The following is a 20,700-nucleotide window of genomic DNA, read 5'->3' on the forward strand; positions in this document are numbered from 1 at the left end:
TGTACGGCCTAGCGAAGCTGATCAGCCGCCGCCGTGATCCCCTGTGAGAACTTTCTTCTCATACTTAAAGCGGCCCTGACAGGGCCGCACGCGCCGCCGACGCGGCACGGGCCGGGCACTCCCGCTCGGGCTCGGTGCCCGACCCGCGAAACGCCGGTCGGCTGGCGCGGACGAAAGTCAGGGCCGCTATGGGGGCGCACTGCTCTGCTCACGGGGTCGAGGTGCTAAGCGCAAGCGCAGCCAGGAACGGGGCCGGCGTCACTGCCTGCCTCCGGCGGGGGCGCTCCGGCTCCGGGCAGGCCAAGATCGCTGCGTACCGTGGTCGGTGGGTTGCGGTGGAAGCCTGCCCGTCTGCCGCCGTCCCAGGGCAAGCCCTAGCAGACCAGCCGCGGGGCCGCCCTCGTTCCATCACGACCGTGACCAGTGCGCGCGGGTGGGGCAGCCCCGCGGCTGGCCCGCTATCCCGTGGGGTGGGACGACGGCAGACGGGCAGGCTGGGGAGAGTGGTTACTGTTCAGCCAGGGCCATGGATCTTGTTCCGTCCCTGTTCCGCCGGAACGCAGAAGACACCGGAAACCACTGACAACTGTCGGAAGGTGATTCCGCAGCTCAGAGCCGGTGTCGAGGAAAAAGCCAAGGTCAACAAGGGGTCGCGAACTGAACCCGGCCTACAGGCCGGCTCGTCTCTCTATTTCTCTCTGACCAGGGAGGAACGGGGCTTAGCTCTAGGTCAGGGCACATCGAGCGACGAGCGCGACGCCTTGTCGAGCGCTTGCCTGGCTCGGGCCGAGGCTTCCGGAACGACTGCTCTTGAGCATCTTGACCGCACCGTGTCGACCTCTGGACGCCGACCTCGCGCGGCGTCCACATCTCGCATGGTGGCACCCGATGAACCCGTAGTGTCGAGATCATGAGCGACCGAGGGAACGCCCCATCGCCCGTGGCCGCCGCCCGAGTAGCCGCAGGCGCTCTGTTCTTCGACGAGCACGAACGCGTGCTGCTGGTGAAGCCGACCTACAAGTCGTACCGGGACATCCCCGGTGGCTACGTCGAACCGGGAGAGACCCCGTTCCAAGCGTGCGTGCGCGAGGTCCAGGAAGAACTCGGCATCCAACCGTCCATCGGGGATCTCCTCGTCGTCGACTGGGCACCCCACCCCAGAGAGGGCGACAAGATCCTCTTCATCTTCGACGGTGGACGACTCAGCCCCGAGACGCTCAGCAAGATCACGTTTGGCGACGGCGAGTTGGCCGGCTACGAGTTCCACGCAGTCGAGGAGCTGGACGGCCTGATGATCGAGCGCCTGGCCACCCGGGTCTCTTCCGCCGTCACCGCCCACAACATCGGGCGAACCCTGTACCTGGAGCATGGCCGTACCCTGCCAACCTGACGCGCGGATCTTGCCGAATTGTTCTTTTAGGATCAAGGCGGCGGCTGCGTCGCCGCGCCCGCGCGGCCCTCCTCGCGCGAGCTGCGGCCTGGGGGCCGGTCTCGCGCGGGAGCCGCGCGGGCAGGGGTCACAGTAGGCCAGACTGATCACGAAGACAGGTAGCCGCCCGAGGTACTGCTAGAAGTGGCGGCAGGTCAGAACATGCCTCCGGCGGGGAACTCGGCTCCGGGATGATCGCTCCGACCAGGCCGGTAATCAGCGGGCTGAGGTGGAGCCCGATCTCCCCGCCCGCCACGTCCCAGGCAGAGCCCAGCACATCAAGGCCAGAGAGCCAAGGTCGTTCGTCCAGTGGGGCGCTCCACCTTGGCTCTCTGGCCTTGATCCGCTGCATTGCATGTGGACGAGGCAGACGGGAAGATCGGACCGGAGGTGGTCTGGGAGTGAACGACACGTCCGCTCCGTGGAGGACATACGGGCGATTGACAACGACGTTGCTGGCATGCGCCGCGCTGGCAATGGTGTCGTCCTGTGGAGTCGCCGACGAGGAACGCTTCCGAAGATCTGTCGAGAGCATGGAGAAGGTGGCACGGACCGCAGAACCCGGTGACCGGACAAAGGAAGCGCCCCACGAGATCGGGTTGTTCGTCTTCGACGATGTCTTTCGCGACCGAGGCCGGGCGTACTTCAAGCTTGGAGATACATCGGGGGTGGACCCTTACGGCTACGTCTGGAGTCCGCAGAGCCCGCCAAGTGATGATCCCGACGACTCGGCAACGTCGTCTTTCGAGCACATACAAGGTCCGTGGTATCGATGGAGCGATAGTTACTGACAGCAGCGACTGTCGGCCTCTCCTGCTGCATTGCTGTGGGACGAGGTGGGCGGGAAGATCAGGCGCGGGCGGTTCAGGGCACATGCAGGGCACATCGCACCGGAAGCCGGGTGTCAGCCAGCGGCAAATGACCATAGCGTTTTAGCTGGCCAGAGCGGCTATCGCCGAATGCGTCGCAGGTCACGATCACGCTGCATTAGATCCCGGCCTGCAGGCCGGCTCGTCTCTTGATCTTGAGCGGCGACAGCGGCCTGCCTTCAATGCGAAAACAGAGAGACCTCGTGGGTCTAGAAGTGGCTCCAGGGATTCTCATTTTCGCAGCTCACTTGGCATCTGTTTTTGGCACAATGACTCGCGCCCACGCTGTGATCTTGTCAACTAGGGTCAGTATGAATTCTCGTCCAGAGGGGACGAACGGCAACAGCAGGAATGCTGGGGTCATCAGAACAATGACCAGGGCCAAAGGGATTACCAGAAGCCCGCTGAGGGCGACGCGCTGCCACGTGGCGTTGAGGACGATCATGGGGGAGCCCTTGCTCGCGAACGGCTGTGGGGCTCGGGAAGCTCACCCGAGCGCGGATCGACAGCCAACGGCTGGTCGAGAGGAGTGCCTCTCGCCTAGGGCTGCGGCAGGGTGTGCCGCGATCTCCCTTGTCAGAGGCTGACCGCTGACGCGGTAGCTAAGCAGCGCTCTGCCGGGGTGCTGACGCAGCTCTGCTTTCCCATGTGCCACACGCGTACAAGATACCGCGCAATTGCCATAAGCCGTACTCAGTCCAGCCTGTGTCCGCCTATCAGGGCATATGTCGTGCCGCGGTTAAATATGGACAAGAAGAAAAGTGTTCCTGATAAGAAGTGACGTGCTTGGGCGGACATGTTCGGAGGAAGCCCTTGTGATGGAACTGAAGATCATGCGGTGTCGGGGCTATGGCACAGGCGCGCGCACTGGGGCGCATCCAGGCTGTGCCGTTCTCTGTGGCAGTCCTTACCGGGGAGGAGATCGCTGGGTCTTATAGGGTTCCCCCATGACCATCACCGACCTGGCTGACCTGCGGCTGGCCGTGGGGAATGCCGCCGCGTTCTGGAGGGTGCTCGCCGACGTCCGTGGCTACGAGCTGGTCGAAAGGCCCGGGTTTCTCGGCGTGCAGGGGGATGAGCGCAGCGGGTTGCGGATCGTGCTGCTGTCGCCGTCGCCGGACGAGGACGACGTCGCCGAGCTGACCGGGTTGGCCAAGGGCTGGTCCCGTGGGTCGGTGTTGGTCGAGGACGCGCTCGGTTCCGTCGACATGAGCGGGATCGGGCTGACCCCGCGGCAGTTGCCTGTCATGATCCGCCGGCCCGGCGACGCGCTTCCGCCTCCTGCGCTCGAGGTCATCAAGGTGGAGCGGGAGGAGCAGCTGGGGTCGGCCGAGCGGATCGTCGTCGATGGCTTCCCGCTGCCGGGCTTCCAGCCGTACCGGCCGGGGCAGGTTTTTCCCGCGCGTGTGCTCGAACGGGAGGGGATCGAGCTCTACCTCGTCGCCATGGACGGGGAGCTGGGTGGGGCGTGCGTGACCGTCGTCGACGGCGGGGTCGGCGGGCTCTACTGGGTGACGACGCTGCCGGAGTTCCGTTCGCGCGGGATCGGGCGGGCGCTGATGCACGCCGTGCTGGGTGGCCGGCTGAAGGAGCTGCCCGTCACGCTGACGGCCGCCAGGGCGGGCAAGCCGCTCTACGACTCGCTCGGCTTCGCCACGATCACGCAGTCCACGTGGTGGTCGGCCGGATGATCCGCCCACGGGTGCCGGGCGATCTGGGTGCTTGCGTGGACGTGCTGCGGGCCGTTCACGAGGGGGACGGGTATCCCGCGAACTGGCCGAATGACCCCGGGGCCTGGCTCACTCCGGAAGGGATGATCAAGGCGTGGGTCTCGGCCGACGGTGCCGAGATCACCGGGCATGTCCTGCTGCGCGGGGCGGATCCCGGCTTCCCCGCGGCCGACGGCATCCTGGCCCGGCTGTTCGTCGCCCCACACGCCCGGGGGAGGGGAGCCGCTGAGGGCCTGCGGGCTCGAGGCTCGCGAGCGCATACAGAGGTGCGTGGTGCGGGACCGGCGTCGAGGGTTCCCGGGGTGGAGGCGGCGGGGTCGCTGGTTTCCGGTTCCGGAGGGGCGCAGGTCGGGGTCGCCGCGGGGTTGATGGCCGCGGTGGAGGAGGAGGCGGCCGAGCGCGGCCTCCGGTTGGGGCTCGACGTCGCCGACAGCAGGCGGAACGCCATGGCGTTCTACGAGCGCGCGGGCTGGCGCAGGGTGGCCAGTGTCCGCGCCGACTGGCTTGACGTGGACGGCCGGCCCGCGCTGGTCCACTACTACCTGCGCTGAATCCTCGGACGCATGCCGACCGTCGGCGCCGAGAGGATCTCGAAGTGCACGGACGGGTGCCCTCTCCGCTTGTCCAGAGCGTCCACGCGGCGGTGAAGGCGCTGGCCGGCGCGGGGCTGGTGCGCGACAACACCGCCCGCGCCGGCGCCGCCTCGGCCATCGAGATCACGCCGGACGGCACGCGCCTCCTCCAGGCGGCGGGAGCGGCGGCGGCGGGGGCCGACGACCGGCTGTTCGGCCCGGACGCGGACCCCATCCAGAGGCAGGTCGCCCACGCCGTCCGCACCGCCTTCGAGGGCCCCCAGCCTGACTGAGGCTTTCGTGCGGGGAAGCCTCAGTTTCAGCCGCCGGCGGCCTCGCACGAGGTCGCCCGCCTCCGGGCATGGGGCGGTCGGTGGGTCAGCGGGCGGACCAGGCGGCCAGGATGGCGGCCTCCTTCTCCGGGGCGATGCCGTGGACGTTCCGCCTGCCGAAGACCCGCTCCGAGACCGGGATGTCCTTCAGCCACTCCCACGTGTCGCGCACCGTGTCCGCCACCGGACGGCAGCGCAGCCCCGCCGCCTCGGCCTTGGACGTGGAGATCGTCCAGAAGTTCGCCATGTCGGGCCCCTGCGGCGCCCACAGCGGCAGCTCGATCCAGACCTTCACGTCGTGGTCGAGCAGGAACTGGTCGTCCACCCAGACGAACTCCGCGTCGGAGCCCGTGACCTGCTTGCACAGCTCCAGCCACTCCCCGTAGGTCGTGTTGCCCGCCGGGCCGGTGACCATGAAGCGGTCGTTGACGCCCTTCTCGGCCTGGTCGAGGGTGAAGATCGCGATGTCGCGGGCGTCGATCAGCTGCATGGCCAGCGAGGGTTCGCCGGGGGCCAGGACGCGTCCGCCCTGCGAGATCCTGGTCAGCCACCACGGCAGCCTGGCGACGTTCTCGTGCGGGCCGAGGATCAGCCCCGGCTGGACGATCAGCGTGTTGCCCGCGAACCCCTGCTCCACGGCGCGCTCGCAGCCCGCCTTGAGCACGCCGTAGTCGCCGTCCTCAGGGCCCGCGTCGGGCGCGCAGTCCCACAGGCCCGAGGAGTCGGTGGCGCGCTTGGCGGGGAAGTCGCGCACGGCCGAGACCGTGGAGATGAAGGCGTAGGTCGTCGCGTGCCCGGACAGCAGCCGCGCGGACTCTCCCGCCACGCGGGGCACGTAGGCGGAGGTGTCCACGACGATGTCCCACTGCCGCCCCTCCACCAGGCGTTCGAGGTCGGCCGTCACCTCCCTGTCGCCGTGCACGGCCTCCGCGCCGGGCACGTCGGGGTAACTCTGCCCCCTGTTGAACGTGGTGACCTCGTGTCCACGGGCGAGCGCCTCCGTGACGTACGCGCGGCCGAGGAACGCTGAACCTCCGATGACCAGAACTCTCATAGATGCATTCTTCGGGTACGGCATGCGAATCCCGTCATCTCTTCACCGAGAGCGTAGGAGGGGCGGTGGGCCCGGTCATGTCGTCGCCGTGAGTGTCGAGGAGGAGAGGATGTGGACGCGGGCGGAGGGGATGTCGAAGTAGAGCCCGACCAGCTCCAGCCGCCCCGCCGCCACCTGCTCGTCCACCTTGCGATGCGTCCGCAGGTTCTCCAGCTGCTGGATGACGTTGACCCTGCACAGCCTGTCGAGCGGCCCGGTGTCGCTCCCGTCGCTCTCGGAGTGGATGAACCTCGCCAGGCTGTGGTTGCCGTGCCGCAGCCAGCGCCGCAGCCCGGGCAGGCTGCCCGCCTTCACCCCTCCCGACAGCAGTCCGGCCATCGCACCGCACCCCGAGTGCCCGCACACCGTGATCGTCCGCACGCCCAGCACCTGGGTGGCGTACTCGATCGCCGCCGAGACCGAGTCGTCGTGCGGCTGCGCGCCGTACCGGGGAACGAGGTTGCCGATGTTGCGCACCACGAACAGGTCACCCGGACCGCTGGCCGTGATCAGTGTGGGCACTATGCGGGAGTCGGCGCAGGTGATGAACAGGTGCGTGGGCTGCTGCTTGCGGGCCAGTTCGGTGAAGATGGGCCGCACCAGCGGCGCCGTCCTGCGGTGGAACTCCCTGGCGCCCACCGTCAGCTCGCACTCGGCGGGCCCGCCCTGGGCGGGTACGGCCGAGCCCCTGCGCCGGCGGTGCGCCCACGGCAGCCACCAGCGCTCGTGCGCCCTGGACGGGGTCTTGGCCGGGAACAGGTGGTTGCCGCCCGCCGCCAGTGCGTACCACTCGTCGTGCAGTTCGTCGATGTCGACGGTGCCGCCGGAGCGCTCGTGCTTGAGCCGCCAGGAGTGCAGCGCCTCGAACGCGGCGTTGTCCATGAAGTCGATGTCGAGGTCGAGGTCGACGGGCACGCCGGGCGGGATGGCCCGCAGCTCCTCGGTGAGCCTGGGCACACCGAGGAAGGTGAGCGAGCCCGAGATCGTCACGTGCCGCCGCCCGTCCGGCTCCTGCCGTACGCTCACCGAGACCCACGTGAGGCGCCGCAACGCGAGCAGGACGGCCAGCGCCAGCCCGAACAGCACCCCCTCGGCGAGGCCCAGCAGGACCACGCCCGCCAGCGTCACGAGGTAGACCGGCACCTCGCCGTGGCCGTGCACCTTCCGCACGTGACCCAGGTTGATCATCTGCAGCCCGATGAAGGCGAGCAGCGCGGCCAGCGCCTCCATCGGGATCAGCTGGATCGTCCAGCCGAAGAAGAGCACGAAGACCAGCACCCACACCCCGTGCAGCACCGTCGACCAGCGGGTGCGCGCGCCCGCCCGGACGTTGGTGGTGCTGCGGACGATCACGCCGGCGATGGGCAGGCCGCCGAGCAGTCCCGACACGACGTTGGCCAGGCCCTGACCGCGCAGCTCCTTGTCGAGGTCGGTGCGCGGGCCGTCGTGCTGCTGGTCGGTGGCCACCGAGCACAGCAGCGACTCCACCCCCGCCAGCAGCGCGACCAGCAGCACCGCGGCGGCGATGCCGTGCCAGTCGCCCGAGGGCAGCACGGGAGGCGCCCACTGGAGCAGTCCGTCGGGCAGCTCCACCCTGGTGATGTTCCAGCCGAAGGCGAACGCCGCGGCGGAGGCGAGGAACAGCGCGGCCAGGGGCGCGGGGATCACCCTGATCCGGTGCGGCAGCCACCTCCACACCAGCAGCACGCCGATCGTGATCAGTCCGACCGCCGCGGCGTGGTTGTGCACGCCCGCGATCTGCGCGGGCAGTTCGAGCAGGTTGTCGACGGCCGAGGTCTGCGGGCTGCCGCCCAGCACCACGTGCAGCTGGGAGAGCGCGATCACCACGCCCACGCCCGCGAGCATGCCGTGGATGACGGCGGGGGAGACCGCCAGAGCCGCGCGGGCGGCCCTGAAGACGCCGAGCACCAGCTGCACCACCCCGGCCAGCAGGGTGATCATGCAGGTGGCGCGCCAGCCGTACGTGTGCACGAGGTCGGCCACGACCAGCGACAGGCCCGCCGCCGGCCCGCTCACCTGGACGGCCGAGCCGCCGAACAGTCCCGCGACCACCCCGCCCACGACCGCCGCGATCAGCCCCGCCGCCAGCGGCGCGTCCGAGGCCACGGCGATGCCGAGCGACAGCGGGACCGCGACGAGGAAGACGACCAGCGACGCGGGCGCGTCGTATCTGAGGGCAGTCAGTCCATTACTCTGAGTGTCCACCGCCAGACTGTAACGGTTTTCACTCCCAGAGTTCGGCGGTTACGGCAGGGCTTTACGATCAGCGGTAATAGTCGGGGAAGTCCTGATCGGGAGCCCGGTGGCGGCTGCCCCGGCGGCTCGGCTCGGCCGGCTCCGCCTCGGGCTCGCCGTACATCTCGCTGTAGGACGGCCAGCTCCCGCTCGCCGCGGGCGGCTCGGGCCAGGCGGCCGGCGTCGCGGGCGCGGCGTACGGCGCCTGGGGCTGCGGCTCGTAGGAGGGGGCGGGGGAGTACTGCCCGGCCGACAGCACGTCGTCGTAGGGCGTGACCGCCCTGCCCGGAGCGGTGGGGGTGGTCGTGGCGGGCGTCGGGCCGGTCAGCGCGTCGTCGTCGGAGACGGCCCAGCCCGCGCGCACCTCGTAGGAGTTGGGGTAGGAGGCGGGGGCCGGCTCCCTGTGCGGCTGCTCGAAGGCGGGCCACGACGAGGTGACGGGCGCGGGGCCGTCGAGGACGTCGTGGTGGGCGGCTGCGGCCCACGAACCCGAGCTGGTGCCGGGCGCGGCCGGCTGGGACTGCCACGTGGTGTCGGGCTCGGCGGCGGCGCCGTAGGCGGGGAAGGGGTCGCTGGTCGGCGCGCCGTGGATCGGACCCGAGGGCACCACGGGGAACGAGCCGCTGCCGACGGCGGGGAAGGACTCGCCGGAGACCGCGGGGAAGGAGCCGCTGGCCTGGCGGGGCTCGGGCTGGTGCGGGGGAACGGGCTTGGCGCCCGCGCCGAGGATGCTCATCACGTCGGGCGTCGGGGCCGCGAAGGTCATCGTGCGCTGGTCGGCCAGCTCGGCGGCGGTCGGCTCGGGGCGCGGCTCGGGGCGTGGTTCGGGGCGTGGTTCGGCGCGCTGCTCGCGCCGGGACGCACGCCGGGACTCGCGGCGCGGAGCGGGCTCCACCAGGTCGGCCAGCGGGTTGGCGGCGGCGGCGGGGGCAAGGGGGGCCGCGGGGGCCGCGGCGGGAGTGGTGGGAACGGCCGGGGCCGCGGCGGGGCGCTGCGGCAGCGGAAGCTGGACCGTGCGCTCGCTCGACGGGTCGGCCGCGGGACGCTCGGGCTCGACCGGCCTGCTGGCCGCCATGCGCGCCTTGACGGTGCCGCCCGCGCCGAAGCCGCCCTCGGTGGCCTCGTTGCGGATGTTGGCCCAGAACTCCTCGTCGTCGTCGTCGGCGCCGTTGCCCCACTCGTCGACGCCGCGCTTGCCGCGCTGGCCGGTGCGGACCGGCTTGGGCTGCTTCTGCTCGTCTATCGGGCTGAAGTCAGGGCTGAAGTTGACCATCCGTGGCTCGTGGGCGGCGAACTCGTCCGTCGACCGAGCCTGGGTCATCTCCTCTTTCTCGGCCATCGCTTTGAGCCGCTCAGGCGGGAGCGAACTCTCGCGCTTGTTCATCGATCGCATGCCCAGTGCCACGACTACGAGCACGAGGAGCACGACGGCGACGAGAACCAATACGACCGCGGTCATTGCACCACCCTCAAGGCCATGGCCTGCCAGCGGCGCCGGTGAGATCGCGCGGCCATCGACGCGATCTGCCCCCTTTGATCACCAACGCACAGCGAACGGATCTGATTGTGTCGGACCACTATGAGCGTTGTCACACCCTAAGTGAAGAATTGGTAACCACTACTACCTGCAGCGTTCGACCCATCACTCGATGTGCACCGCCGTCAGGCGTCCGCGCGCGATGGTCTGGTCGGCGATCTTCTTCAGGACGTCGGGGAGGGAGGCGCTCGCCGTGCCCTGGAGCCGCCCGCTCAACGCGTAGACGCTGAAACGATAGCTGCCTTCTTTGTCGCAGGGCGGCTCGTAGCCGACCTTGCCGCTGGTCACCGCCGCCTGCCCGGCCTCCTTCGGAGGATCGGAGGCGGCGTCTTCGCCGATCTCGGTCGTGCGCGGGTCGATGTTGTAGAACACCCACTGCACGGCGGGGTTGGCCGAGCTGGTGTCGTCGACCACGATCGCGATCGACTTGGCACGGTGCAGCACGTCGCTCGACCAGCGCAGCGGCGGGCTCACCTTGGTGCCGTGACAGGAATATTCCGATGGCAGGGGAGTCTGGTCGCGCAGCGTCGAGCTGCTGACGTTGATCTCCCTGATCTCCCTCGCGGGACCGCTCAGGATGCCGCAGCCGGACACAGCGAGTGACAGCGCGGCCACCGTCGACAAGACGATGGCGCGCCGCACGCGAGGGTACGTGTTCGGCTGCCCCATGCCGGAAGATGCTACGCGCCTGTCGGTGATGCGCCGACCGGTTCGGGAGGTTCGGTCGCGAGGAAAGCCGTTGAAATCTGGAATAATCGGGGGATGAAAGGGTGACGTTGGACACAACCGTGGCCTTCGAGGGCCCTGTTCGCGGTCGTCACAGGCGATCTTGCTCCCAGTGCGCCCGCGGCGGTCAGAAAGCCGGCGCTCCCTTCTAAGCTGGGCAGTGTGACTGAGGCGCCTGACCCGGTAGCGGGTCCCCTGCGTGACCCCGAGCATCGCGTCTCGCCCAAGGCCGTGCACCTGTGGCTCGTGGAGGCGGCGATCGCCCTCGTGCTGTTCGCCGGAGGCTCCCTCCTGCTGGCCGCGTGGATCCCGAGCTGGTCGTGGTTGCCCGCCTGGCTGTCGGGCAACTCGTGGCTGGTGCCCGTCGTGGTGCTCGTGCCCGCCACGCCGTTCCTGGCGGTGGAGCCGTTCGTGCGCTTCGCCGTCCATCGGTGGGAGCTGTCGGGAGACGTCGTCTACGCCAGGTCGGGCTTCCTGACCAGGGAATGGGTCTTCGTCCCCGTCAGCCGCATCCAGACCGTCGACAAGGCGCAGGGCTGGTTCGAGCGGCTGTTCGGGCTGGCCACGCTGGAGATCCGCACCGCCTCGCACGCGGGCTCCTCCACGATCCAGGGCCTCGACCACAACGTCGCCGCCGGACTCGCCGAGCACCTGGCCAGGCGCGCCGAGGAGCTCAGGGACGACGCCACATGAGCGAGCCCGACGCGATGAAGCTGAGTCCCAAGGTGCTGCTCATCGATCCGGTGCGCATGCTGCCGTCCCTGCTGATCCCGCTGGTGGGCGTGCTGTTCGTGGGCGGCTTCTCACCGAGCTCCTTCGGCTGGGCGGCCTTCGGCGTGCTCGGCGCCATCGTCTACGCGGTCGTGCGCTGGGCGACCTTCAGCTACCGGATCGTCGGCGATCGCCTGGAGATCAGGCGATCGCTCGTCAGCAGGTCGGTGCGGACCATCCCGCTGGAGCGGGTCAGGGGCGTGGACGTCACCACGCCGCCCATGCATCGGCTGCTGGGGCTGGCCGTACTCAAGATCGACACGGGCGCCAGCGGGGGCGGCGAGCAGGAGGGCGAGCTCGACGGGGTCAGCGTGGCGGAGGCCGAGCGGCTCAAGGGCGTCCTGCTGCGCAGGGCCAGGGCCGCCAAGGCCGCCGCGGGCCTCGACGACGCCGCCGCCCACGACGGGACCGGCACCGGCCCAGGCGTCCAGGAGGGGGGCCCTCCGCTCGCGGGAGAGCCACATGAGGCCGTCCCGCTCGATCGGGCCTTCGCCGAACCCGTGGAGCACGAGATCGTGAAGGTGCCGCGCAAGTGGCTCCTGTACGGCCCGCTCTCGGGCGCCTACCTCCTCACCCCGTTCGCCGTCGCGGGCGGCGCCATCGGCCTGATCTTCCAGTGGGGCGACCAGCTCGGAGTCGGCCGCGCCGCGGTGTGGAACGTGGGCCGCTGGCTGTGGGAGCACCCGATCCTCATCGTGGTGGCGGTCCTGGCGCTGGTCGTGGCGATGCCGTTCGTAGCGGCGGTGATGTACGCGGTGTTCAACTGGGACTTCACGCTCAAGGAGCGCGAGGGCTACCTCGTCGCCGAACGCGGCCTCGTCACCAGGCGCAGCGTCTCCCTGGAGGCCCGCCGTACCCGCGGCTACGAGATCGTCGACGCGCTGCCCGAGCGGAGGGCGGGAGTCGTCAGGATGTGGGCCATCGTCACCGGCCTCGGCGACTCCGAGACCAGGGGACAGCTGCTGCCCGACGTCCCGCGGGCGGTCGCCGTGGAGGTCGCCGCGCAGGCCGTGGGGCCGTTCACCGCGCCGCTGCGCGCCCACCCGCCCGTCGCGCGTGACCGCCGCCTGTTCAGGGCGATCGCGCCCTGGCTCGCGGTGGCAGCGGGAGCCGCCGTCCTCGCGGTGGCGACCGCCACGCCCGCCTGGTGGATCCTGGCCGCCGTGGCGCTCGTCCTGGCCGGGCTGGGCGTGCCCCTCGGCAACGACCGCTACCGCTCGCTGGGACACGGCTACGACGGGGTCCGGCTGCTCTCGGTGCGCTCGGGGTCGCTGCGGCGCTCCCAGGCGGTCGTCGAACGGCGGGCGGTCGTCGGCTGGCGGCTGCGCCAGACCTGGTTCCAGCGCAGGGCGGGGGTGTTCACACTGGTCGCGGGGGTGGGTGCGGGCAAGGGCGGCTACGAGGCGGTGGACGTCTCCGGGCAACAGGCCGTCGCCTTCCCTGCCGAGGTCACCCCCGAGTGGATGGCGCCCTTCCTGGCACAACGCTAAGGGGCGCTCCCCCACAGGAAGCGCCCCTTACGGGTGTCGTTAGTCCTGGCGGCGGGCGCCGAACATGATCTCGTCCCAGGTCGGCACCGACGCCCTGCGGCCTCTGGCGTTCTTCTTGGGCTGGCGGGCGGCGGGCGCGGGCGGCGGCGAGGGCACCGGCACGGGGGTCGGGTCCACGGGCTTCTTCGGGACGGGCGGCTTGCCCGGCTTCTCCGGCGCCGCCGCGTCCTCCTCGGCGCTCGGCCGCGCGGCGGGGACGGTCGCGGGCTCATCCGGTACGGCAGCAGCGGACTCGTCCGCCTTGGCCGCCTGGACGGGCTCCTCGGCTGTGGATTCCCTCGCGCTCTCGTCGGCCTTGGGCCCCGTGAGCTCGTCGACCTTGGCCGCCTGAACGGGCTCTTCCGCCTTGGGCTCCTGCGCTGGCTCTTCCGCCTTGGGTCCCTGTGCGGGCTCTTCCGCCTTGGGCTTCTGTAGAGGGGCTTCGGCTTCCCGAGTGGGCTCCTCTGGCGGGGCCGCCGCCTGGACCGGCTCCTGGGTCTTGTCCTGCGGTCCGGGCTTGGCGGGTTCGGGGGTTGTCTCGGTTTCCGAGGTGGCGGGCTTCCGGTCCTCGGCCGCTGCCTCCTGGACGCTCGCCACTTCGGGGGCGTCGATCTCGGCGGCCTTCACGAGCTGCGGGTCGGTGACGGCTGCGGGGGTTTCGGACGCCACGGCCGAGGCGGACTCTTCGACCTTGGCCGTCTCCGGTGCCTCGGAGATTTCGACGGAGGTCCCAAGAACGACGTCGGCCTCGGGCGCGACCGCCTCGGGAGCGGCGGCGCGGTCAGGAGCGGCGGGGTCAGTGGTGGCGGCCTCTTCGGGCTCGGCGACAGACCCGGGCTCTGCGGCGGGCTCCGGGGTGGAGACGGTCTCCGCTACGGCGGGTGCGGGAGCAACGGCCGAAGGGGAAGGGGATGCCGAAGGAGGCGACGAAGGTGTCACCTCAGGGGAAGGGGGCACGACGGCTGAAGGCGAAGCCGGTTCCTCGGCGGGAGGCGACGAGACGGGCGCGGGCGGCACAGGCGTGGAGGCCTCGACGACAGCGGCTGTGGCCGGCTCGACGACAGCCTCGGCGGCAGCGGGCGTGCCCGGCTCGACGGCAGCGGAGGTGGACGCCTCGACGGCAGCGGGGGTCTCGACGGCTGCAGGCGTGGGCGTGTCGGCGGCGGCGGGGGTCTCGATGGCTGCAGGCGTGGGCGCCTCGAGGGCAGCGGGGGTGGACGCCTCGGCGGGCGCGGGCTCGGGATCCGGGGCGGGGGGCTGAGGCGGCGGGGAGGTCGGTGTGACAGGCGGAGCGGCGACCGATTCGGGTGGCAGGAACGACGGCTCGACCGCGGGCTCGGGAGTCGCGGGGGCGTAGATCGACTCCGGTTCGCGCGCGGCCGCCCGTGACGCCGGCGGCTCGGCCGTACGCGAGAGACCTGGGGTCCAGGCGGGCTCGGGACGCGAGGACGGCGGCTGCGCGTACGGCGGGTCCTGGCGCGACACCGAGGGGAACGGCACCGGCGGCTGCATCAACGGCTCGGCGGCCAGCGGCGGCACCGGCTGCAGTTTGGCCACGCGAGGGGCGAACGGCGTGACGATGGTGTCCTCGACCGGCGGATTCGGATCGAAGTCGGCAGACGACAGCCGCATCGACTCGTCGTCGTGCGGGGTCACGTGCCTGCGGCGCGGGTCGAACAGCCACTCGGCGTGCCGCGTGTGACCGTTCCACACGTAGCCGAGCTTGACCCGCCAGAGGCCGTCGTCGCGCTTGGCGGAGTCCCAGTCGATCTCGTCGGCGGGCACGCCACGACGGGTGAGCCGTTCCGCGACCAGTTCGCCGAGCGTGGGACCTGGAGCGGACTCCCCAGGCATGCGCACCGCGACGCGCTGCGCCTGCTGGGCGACGTACTCCCTCTCCTGGAGCACGGGGCCCTCGAACCAGCGGACCCGCTCGACGGGGATTCCCGCGGTCGCGGCGATCTCCTCCGCGGTCTCCCCGGCGCGTATGCGGGCCTGGATCTCCTTGGGGCGCAACGGACTCTCCACTTCGATCTCGTACTGGCCGAGACGGGAGAAGTTTCCGCGGACGGCAGCGCGGAGCCGGTCGTCCACGGGAAGCGTGAAGCGGGTCCCTCTCCCGGCCGTAGCCAGCACGAGATAGGTGCCGTCTTCGCTCACCGCGACGAGTCGGAGCTCCTGCATGCGAGTCCCTTCGTCAGCGTCGTGCTCAATCTTCCCCCGGACCCTTGAGTCTCTCGCGTGTGCCGGTTGCCTGCCAGCACCGTACCCGGCATGTCCGAACATCGCCTTCATGGGATGGGCCCTGGCCGATGTGACGCCGGTCACATTTGTCGATTCCATCCGGGATTACCGCCCGCCACCGTGCAGCAGGAGGTTAGGGGTCCTCGACGGATTCTGGCGAATCGCGTCGCGCGCCGTTGTGGACTTCAGCCAAGACGCGAGAGTCGATGGGGCGGGGGCCGGATGGGACTCCAGGTGGCGGGCCACCGTACCGGCCGCCAGGGGTGAGGTCACGACGAGCACGCCGGACCGCCGCAGGCGGCGAGCGGCGGCGTTGACGGCGGGGGAGCGCGCGGCGTCGACGGCCAGGACCGCGACGGCGGGACGCCGCGCGTGCCCGCGCACCCAGTCGAGCCCGGCGACCACGTCGGACAGCGGCCCCGAGCGGTCGCAGCCGAGCACCTTCACCGAGGCGACGCGCGCGCCGGGCGCCGCGCCGTGCCTTCCGCCGGCGGCGAGCGCGGCGGTCCTGGTGCCGTGGCCGCCACAGGCACGCCCCTGACCGCCGGTGGCGTCGAAGGCGCGCCACGCCCGGTCGCCGAACGTGCCACGGGTGACGTCCACGCCGGTGTCGAGGACGTAGACGGTCACGCCGCCACCGTTCGGAGATGTCGAGGACGGCGCGCGTCGCGGGGGCAGGCCGAGCGCGTGGACCTCACGGTCGGGCTCCACCGCGCGCACCCTCGAATCGGCGCGCAGGACGGCGGCCTCGTCGTCGGTCAGCCAGGTCGCGAACCCCGGCAGCGCCGAGGTGTAGTAGCGGCGCACGCGCAGCCGGCCGTCGGCCAGCAGGGAGCGGGCCTCGGCCCGGTCCACGGCGGTCACCAGGTAGGGACGCGGCGGCTGGCCGGGGGCGGGCGCGGGGGCGGTGGGGACCACCACGGAGGCCACCACGGGAGCAGCTGTCGTGACGGCCGTCGCCAGGGCCGCGGCGGCGTACACGGAAGGGAGTCCGAATCGGCGGGGCACGGCTGTCGAATCTGCCTGTCACGCAGGTCACAGGAACAACAGGACACGCGGCCGCGTCTATTACGAGAAAGCTTTTTACCGAACGCGGGACAAGAAGGGACTGATCCGGGGGATGAGCGGCGAGCAGCCCAGATTCGAGCTGAGCGTGCCGCAGATCGCAGGGGGAGCACTGGCCGCGGTGACCGCGGCGGTGGCGGCGTCGTACCTCGGGGTGGCCGGGACGTTCGTGGGGGCCGCGGTGGCGAGCATCGCCAGCACCGTCGGCGGCGCCGTGTACACGCACTACCTCAAGCGGGCCAACGACCAGATCAAGCAGCACACGGTGATCGCCTGGAAGGACAGGGACGAGCCGCCGGTCCACGTGGAGGGTGAGGGTGAACTGGCCACGGCCGCGCGCGCCACCGTCCGCTCGGCGGAGCACGACTCCGACACGCTGGTGATGGCGCCGATCGAGCGGCGCAGGCGGGTGCCGTGGCTGCGGCTGCTGGCCGCCGCCGCGCTCGTCTTCGCGATCAGCACCGGGGCGATCCTCGCCTACCAGGGCGTTTCGGGCTCACGGGTGGACGAGCAGACGAGGGGCGCCCGCGACGTGCCCGCGGTGGAGCACCACAAGGCGCCCCAGCACGAGCGCGAGGACGACGGCCCGGTCGCGCCGCCCACGTCGGCGACCCCCGGCGCGCCGAGCGAGACGCCCACCCCCACCCCCACCCCGACGCCCACGCCGACACCGACGCCCAGCGGCACCCCGACGCCGGCGCCGAGCACGCAGGAGCCCACGGGCACACCCGCGCCCGGCGAGTCCACGCCCGGCGCGGAGCCGACGGGGAGCGAGGAGCCCACGCAGGACCAGGGCGACGGCGGTACCGAACCCGATCAGGGCGCTCCCGAGCAGGACGGCATGGAGAGCGTCCCCGAGGGCCCCTGACTTCGTAGGATGCCGACTGTGAGCGCACGTGAGGCGGCGGAGTTCGAGACCTTCAGGCCGCGCCTGTTCTCGCTGGCCTACCGGCTGCTCGGCTCGGCAAAGGGCGCCGCCGAGGTGGGCGTCGCCATCGGCGAGGTCAACGGCCAGCCCGCCCTGTACGGCGCGGCGCAGGGCCGCCTGCTGGGCGTCATGGTGCTGGAGGTCACCGACGGCCTGGTCAGCGCGGTCAGGTCGGTGGCCAACCCCGACAAGCTCGTCCACATGGCAGCGCGGCTGCGCACTCAGGCGCCGAGCACGGTGTCCAGGTAGGGGTTGGCGAACACCCGCGCGGGGTCGAGACTGTCGCGCAGTGCGACGAAGTCGGCGAAGCGCGGGTAGACCTTGCCCAGGTAGGCGGCGTCACGGGTGTGGAGCTTGCCCCAGTGCGGGCGCCCCTCCAGGCGGGTCATGATCTCCTCGACGCCCTCGAAGTAGGCCGGGTTCGGGGTCGGCCGGTAGACGTGGCAGGCGAGATAGGCCGACGGCCTGCCGTACGCGGTCGACAGCCACGCGTCGCTCGGCGGCGTCACCCGCACCTCGATCGGGAAGGTGATCTTCCAGTCCATCCGCTCGATCAGGTCGCGGGTCTCGCGCAGCGCCTGGCCGAGGCGCTCGCGCGGAACGGCGTACTCCATCTCGAGGAAGCGCACGTCGCGGACCGAGGTGAAGATCTTGTAGGAGGTGTTCACCGACTCGGAGTCGCCGAGGAAGGCCGCGGAGACGGCGTTGAGCCTCGGGATGGCGGCGGGGAAGCGTCCGCCGACCCCGCACAGCGCCCCGAACACGGTGTTCTCCAGGAACACGTTGTCGAGCCAGTGCTTCAGCGCGCTCGGCGGCCGCGCCGGGCCCGGATGCCGGTTGTTGGTCTTGACCAGGCAGGCGTCGGTGTGCGGCAGCCAGAAGAAGTCGAGGTGCTCGTTGGCCGAGGTCATTGTGTCGAGCCGGTCGAGGATCTCGCTCAGCGGCATGGCCTGCCGCCGGTTGTGGAGCAGGAAGGCCGGTTCCACCCGCAGCGTGACGGCCGTCAGCACGCCCAGCGCGCCGAGCCCGACCCTGGCCGCGTCGAACAGGTCCTCGCCCGGCGAGGTGGTCACGACCGAGCCGTCGGCGAGTACCAACTCCAGCTTGAGCACCTGGTCGGCCAGGCCGCCGGTGTCGCGCCCGGTGCCGTGCGTGCCGGTCTGGATCGCGCCGGCGACCGTCTGCGCGGTGATGTCGCCCATGACGGCCAGGGCGAGGCCGCGCCGGTCGAGCTCCTCGTTGAGCACGCTGAGCGGGGTGCCGGCCAGCACGCAGACCGAGCTGGAGCCGTTGTCCCTGGTGATGGAGCGAATGCCGGTCAGCCTTTGGGGACGCAGCATGATCCCGTCGGTGAGGGCCACCCCGGTGAAGGAATGGCCCGTGCCGACCATGCGGACGCGGCGCCCGCTCTCGGCGGCCTCCCGCACGGCCCGTGCCACGTCCTCCACCGAGGACGGCGTGCGCACCTCGGCCGGGGTGCCTGACTGGTTGCGGGCCCAGTTCGTGAAGAGCATGCACCCCTCCTGCGAATAACGTTCGGTTAAACGCGAACGATACTCACTTCTCCCAGCCTTCGGGAACGGGGAAGATGTCACCGGGCTCGAGCTTCTGATCCTTGATCAGCTCGGAGACCGTCACCAGGTGGTAGCCCTTCTTCTGGAGCGTCTTGATGAGCGACGGCATCGAGTCGACCGTCTGCTTCACCCAGTCGTGCATGAGGACGATGCTGCCCTGCTTGGCCACCGCGAGCGTCTGCTTCTTGATGGCCTCCTCGTTCTTGGACTCCCAGTCGCGCGAGCCGCCGGTCCACAGGATCATCGGCATCCCGAACTCCGCGGCGATGTCGGAGACCTGGATGTCGGCCATGCCGTACGGCGGGCGCAGCAGCTTGGGCTCGACGCCCGCGACCTGCTTGATGATGTCCTGCGTCTTCTGGATCTCGCTCCGGATGGCCGCCGGACCGATCGTGGTGAAGTTCGGGTGGCTGTAGCTGTGGTTGCCCAGCTCGTGCCCCTCGACCGCCATGCGCTTGGCGAAGGCGGGGCGCGACTTCACGTACTGACCTTCCAGGAAGAAGGTCGCCTTGGCGTTGTGCTTCTTCAGCGTGTCGAGCAGCTCGCCCGCGTACTTGCTCGGTCCGTCGTCGAAGGTCAGGGCGATGCACTTGACCTGCGTGCAGTCGACCGGCTTCGGGGCGGCCGACGCGGCGCCTGGGGTCAGAGTGACGGCGACAGCCGCGATAGCTAGAAGTGAAGCAAAATGTCGGGACATAACAGACTTTCCTAAGTGAAGGGGGTGTCTGAGGGATCTCCCGACCGTAGCGGATCACCCTTCGGCCGGTGAAGGCGCCTCGGGAAGTCTCAGCAAACCCGAACCTCCGATGCCCACGATCGCCGCCAGCAGCGCGCACGCGAGCGAGAAGCCGTAGGCGTTGGAGGCGCCGAACGCCTCGGTGAGCCGTCCGCCCGCCCACGCGCCGACCGCCACGCCGAACCCGATCGAGGTGGAGATCCACGCCATGCCCTCGGTGAGCAGCGACGCGGGCACCAGCCGTTCGGTCAGCGAGAAACCGGTGATGAGCGTCGGCGAGATCGCCAGGCCCGCGACGAACAGGGCGATCGCCATGACGGGCGCGCTGCCGACGAACGCGATCGGCAGCAGTCCCACCGCGAACACGATGATCGCCCTGATGAACCTGGCGCGCAGCGAGAGCCGCCACGAGCGCGAGCCGAACCACAGGCCCGACACCATCGAGCCGCCCGCGAAGGCCGCGAGCAGGAAGCCGGCCGCGCTCTTGACGCCCTTCTCGTCGGCGAAGGCGACGGTGATCAGGTCGACCGAGCCGAAGACCGCGCCGAGCGCGAGGTAGACGCACGACAGCAACGCGATGGCCGGGATGGTGATCGGGCTGCCGCCCGTGTGCCGTACGCCGGTGACCGGAGGTTCGGTGCCGCGCTGCATCGCGAACGCCAGCGAGCCCCCCAGCATGAACACCAGCGCCACGATCAGGCCCGCGTACGGGTTGATCGCCGTGGCCAGCACCGTCACCATCGCGGGGCCCGTGACGAAGATGACCTCGTCGGCCACCGACTCGAAGGCGAAGGCGGTGTGCAGCTTCGCCGAGCCGCCCAGCAGGTTCGACCAGCGGGCGCGCACCATCGAGCCGAGCGAGACCGAACTCGCGCCCACGATGAAGCCGCTGACGTAGAGGGTCCAGTGCGGCAGGCCCCAGAGCGCGCACAGCATGAGCGCGACCAGCGCGACGGCGTTGAGAACGGCGAGTGGCACGACGACCCTCGCCTGCCCGAACCTGTCGACCAGACGGCCGGACAGCGGGGCGGCGACGGCGTAGGAGATGTTCGTGGTGGCGGCGACCGCGCCTGCCGTGGCGTACGAGCCGGTGATCAACGAGATGAGAAGGATGATCCCGATGCCGAGCATGGACATCGGCATCCTGCCGATGAATCCCGCGACGACGAATCCCTTGACTCCGGGCGTGTTGAACAGCCCCCGGTACGGCCCGACCACTGCGTCCCCCCACTCTTCAAGCGCACAACCTTTGCGCACCGTCTGTCCGGACAGCAAGTGATTTTCCGCTCGATCGTCTAACGTGTGCCGA

The 20,700-nt window shown here is 70.5% G+C and carries 18 protein-coding genes; 8 read left to right on the plus strand and 10 right to left on the minus strand.

The window, feature by feature from the left end:
• Positions 1-940 precede the first annotated feature (940 nt).
• Positions 941-1,390 carry an NUDIX hydrolase gene (locus H4W81_RS05010; RefSeq protein WP_318781531.1) on the plus strand — a complete coding sequence of 150 codons (450 nt, stop codon included), beginning with the start codon at positions 941-943 and terminating at the stop codon, positions 1,388-1,390.
• Positions 1,391-2,542: 1,152 nt separating this feature from the next.
• On the opposite strand, the gene H4W81_RS05015 is transcribed toward H4W81_RS05010, so the two are convergent.
• The gene (locus H4W81_RS05015; RefSeq protein ID WP_192773690.1) at positions 2,543-2,743 is read right to left on the minus strand and encodes a hypothetical protein; all 201 of its coding nucleotides are present in this window, start codon (positions 2,741-2,743) and stop codon (positions 2,543-2,545) included.
• Between the two features lie 502 nt (positions 2,744-3,245).
• Here H4W81_RS05015 and H4W81_RS05020 point away from each other — a divergent pair.
• Genes H4W81_RS05020 through H4W81_RS05030 form a run of 3 tightly spaced genes read left to right on the plus strand, consistent with a single transcriptional unit; the run spans position 3,246 to position 4,893 of the window.
• Positions 3,246-3,989 carry a GNAT family N-acetyltransferase gene (locus H4W81_RS05020; RefSeq protein ID WP_192773691.1) on the plus strand — a complete coding sequence of 248 codons (744 nt, stop codon included), beginning with the start codon at positions 3,246-3,248 and terminating at the stop codon, positions 3,987-3,989.
• Between the two features lie 35 nt (positions 3,990-4,024).
• Positions 4,025-4,579, plus strand: a complete 555-nt coding sequence (locus H4W81_RS05025) for a GNAT family N-acetyltransferase (RefSeq protein WP_225958465.1) — start codon at positions 4,025-4,027, stop codon at positions 4,577-4,579.
• Positions 4,580-4,623: 44 nt separating this feature from the next.
• A complete protein-coding gene (locus tag H4W81_RS05030) occupies positions 4,624-4,893 on the plus strand; it encodes a hypothetical protein (protein ID WP_225958466.1) in 270 nt (89 codons plus the stop codon).
• Positions 4,894-4,978: 85 nt separating this feature from the next.
• On the opposite strand, the gene H4W81_RS05035 is transcribed toward H4W81_RS05030, so the two are convergent.
• From H4W81_RS05035 to H4W81_RS05050, 4 genes are all read right to left on the minus strand, one after another.
• Positions 4,979-5,986, minus strand: coding sequence for an NAD-dependent epimerase/dehydratase family protein (locus H4W81_RS05035; RefSeq protein WP_192773693.1), 1,008 nt, complete (start codon positions 5,984-5,986; stop codon positions 4,979-4,981).
• Positions 5,987-6,061: 75 nt separating this feature from the next.
• Positions 6,062-8,251 carry a bifunctional SulP family inorganic anion transporter/carbonic anhydrase gene (locus tag H4W81_RS05040; protein WP_318781532.1) on the minus strand — a complete coding sequence of 730 codons (2,190 nt, stop codon included), beginning with the start codon at positions 8,249-8,251 and terminating at the stop codon, positions 6,062-6,064.
• Between the two features lie 58 nt (positions 8,252-8,309).
• Positions 8,310-9,740: a hypothetical protein gene (locus H4W81_RS48365; protein ID WP_192773694.1), complete on the minus strand. Its 1,431-nt coding sequence runs from the start codon at positions 9,738-9,740 to the stop codon at positions 8,310-8,312.
• A gap of 183 nt (positions 9,741-9,923) precedes the next feature.
• A complete protein-coding gene (locus H4W81_RS05050; protein ID WP_225958467.1) occupies positions 9,924-10,487 on the minus strand; it encodes a YbhB/YbcL family Raf kinase inhibitor-like protein in 564 nt (187 codons plus the stop codon).
• Positions 10,488-10,706: 219 nt separating this feature from the next.
• On the opposite strand from H4W81_RS05050, the gene H4W81_RS05055 reads away from it, so the two are divergent.
• Together H4W81_RS05055 and H4W81_RS05060 are read left to right on the plus strand one after the other, a co-directional pair.
• Positions 10,707-11,237, plus strand: coding sequence for a PH domain-containing protein (locus H4W81_RS05055; RefSeq protein ID WP_318781533.1), 531 nt, complete (start codon positions 10,707-10,709; stop codon positions 11,235-11,237).
• Positions 11,234-12,805 (plus strand): PH domain-containing protein, encoded by a 1,572-nt coding sequence (locus H4W81_RS05060; RefSeq protein WP_225958468.1) that lies wholly within the window; start codon positions 11,234-11,236, stop codon positions 12,803-12,805. Before H4W81_RS05055 ends, H4W81_RS05060 begins: the two co-directional genes overlap by 4 nt.
• 39 nt (positions 12,806-12,844) lie before the next feature.
• Here the strand turns inward: H4W81_RS05060 and sepH are convergent, their stop codons facing one another.
• Positions 12,845-15,028, minus strand: a complete 2,184-nt coding sequence (gene sepH / locus H4W81_RS46750) for a septation protein SepH (protein WP_225958469.1) — start codon at positions 15,026-15,028, stop codon at positions 12,845-12,847.
• Positions 15,029-15,193: 165 nt separating this feature from the next.
• A complete protein-coding gene (locus tag H4W81_RS05070) occupies positions 15,194-16,096 on the minus strand; it encodes a S8 family serine peptidase (RefSeq protein ID WP_192773695.1) in 903 nt (300 codons plus the stop codon).
• Positions 16,097-16,208: 112 nt separating this feature from the next.
• On the opposite strand from H4W81_RS05070, the gene H4W81_RS05075 reads away from it, so the two are divergent.
• Positions 16,209-17,021, plus strand: coding sequence for a hypothetical protein (locus tag H4W81_RS05075; RefSeq protein WP_192773696.1), 813 nt, complete (start codon positions 16,209-16,211; stop codon positions 17,019-17,021).
• Positions 17,022-17,039: 18 nt separating this feature from the next.
• Entirely contained in the window at positions 17,040-17,330 is a 291-nt protein-coding gene (locus H4W81_RS05080) for a hypothetical protein (protein WP_192773697.1), read from the plus strand.
• Here H4W81_RS05080 and H4W81_RS05085 read toward each other — a convergent pair.
• The 3 genes from H4W81_RS05085 to H4W81_RS05095 are packed head-to-tail and all read right to left on the minus strand — an operon-like array spanning position 17,303 to position 20,609.
• Positions 17,303-18,595, minus strand: coding sequence for a D-arabinono-1,4-lactone oxidase (locus tag H4W81_RS05085; RefSeq protein WP_192773698.1), 1,293 nt, complete (start codon positions 18,593-18,595; stop codon positions 17,303-17,305). The genes H4W81_RS05080 and H4W81_RS05085 overlap by 28 nt on opposite strands.
• 43 nt (positions 18,596-18,638) lie before the next feature.
• Complete coding sequence (locus tag H4W81_RS05090; protein WP_192773699.1) at positions 18,639-19,352, minus strand: polysaccharide deacetylase family protein; 714 nt, start codon at positions 19,350-19,352, stop codon at positions 18,639-18,641.
• Between the two features lie 54 nt (positions 19,353-19,406).
• Positions 19,407-20,609, minus strand: a complete 1,203-nt coding sequence (locus H4W81_RS05095; protein ID WP_192773700.1) for an MFS transporter — start codon at positions 20,607-20,609, stop codon at positions 19,407-19,409.
• Positions 20,610-20,700: the final 91 nt, after the last annotated feature.

The sequence above is a fragment of the Nonomuraea africana genome (genome assembly GCF_014873535.1).
GTDB classification, from domain to species: Bacteria; Actinomycetota; Actinomycetes; order Streptosporangiales; family Streptosporangiaceae; genus Nonomuraea; species Nonomuraea africana.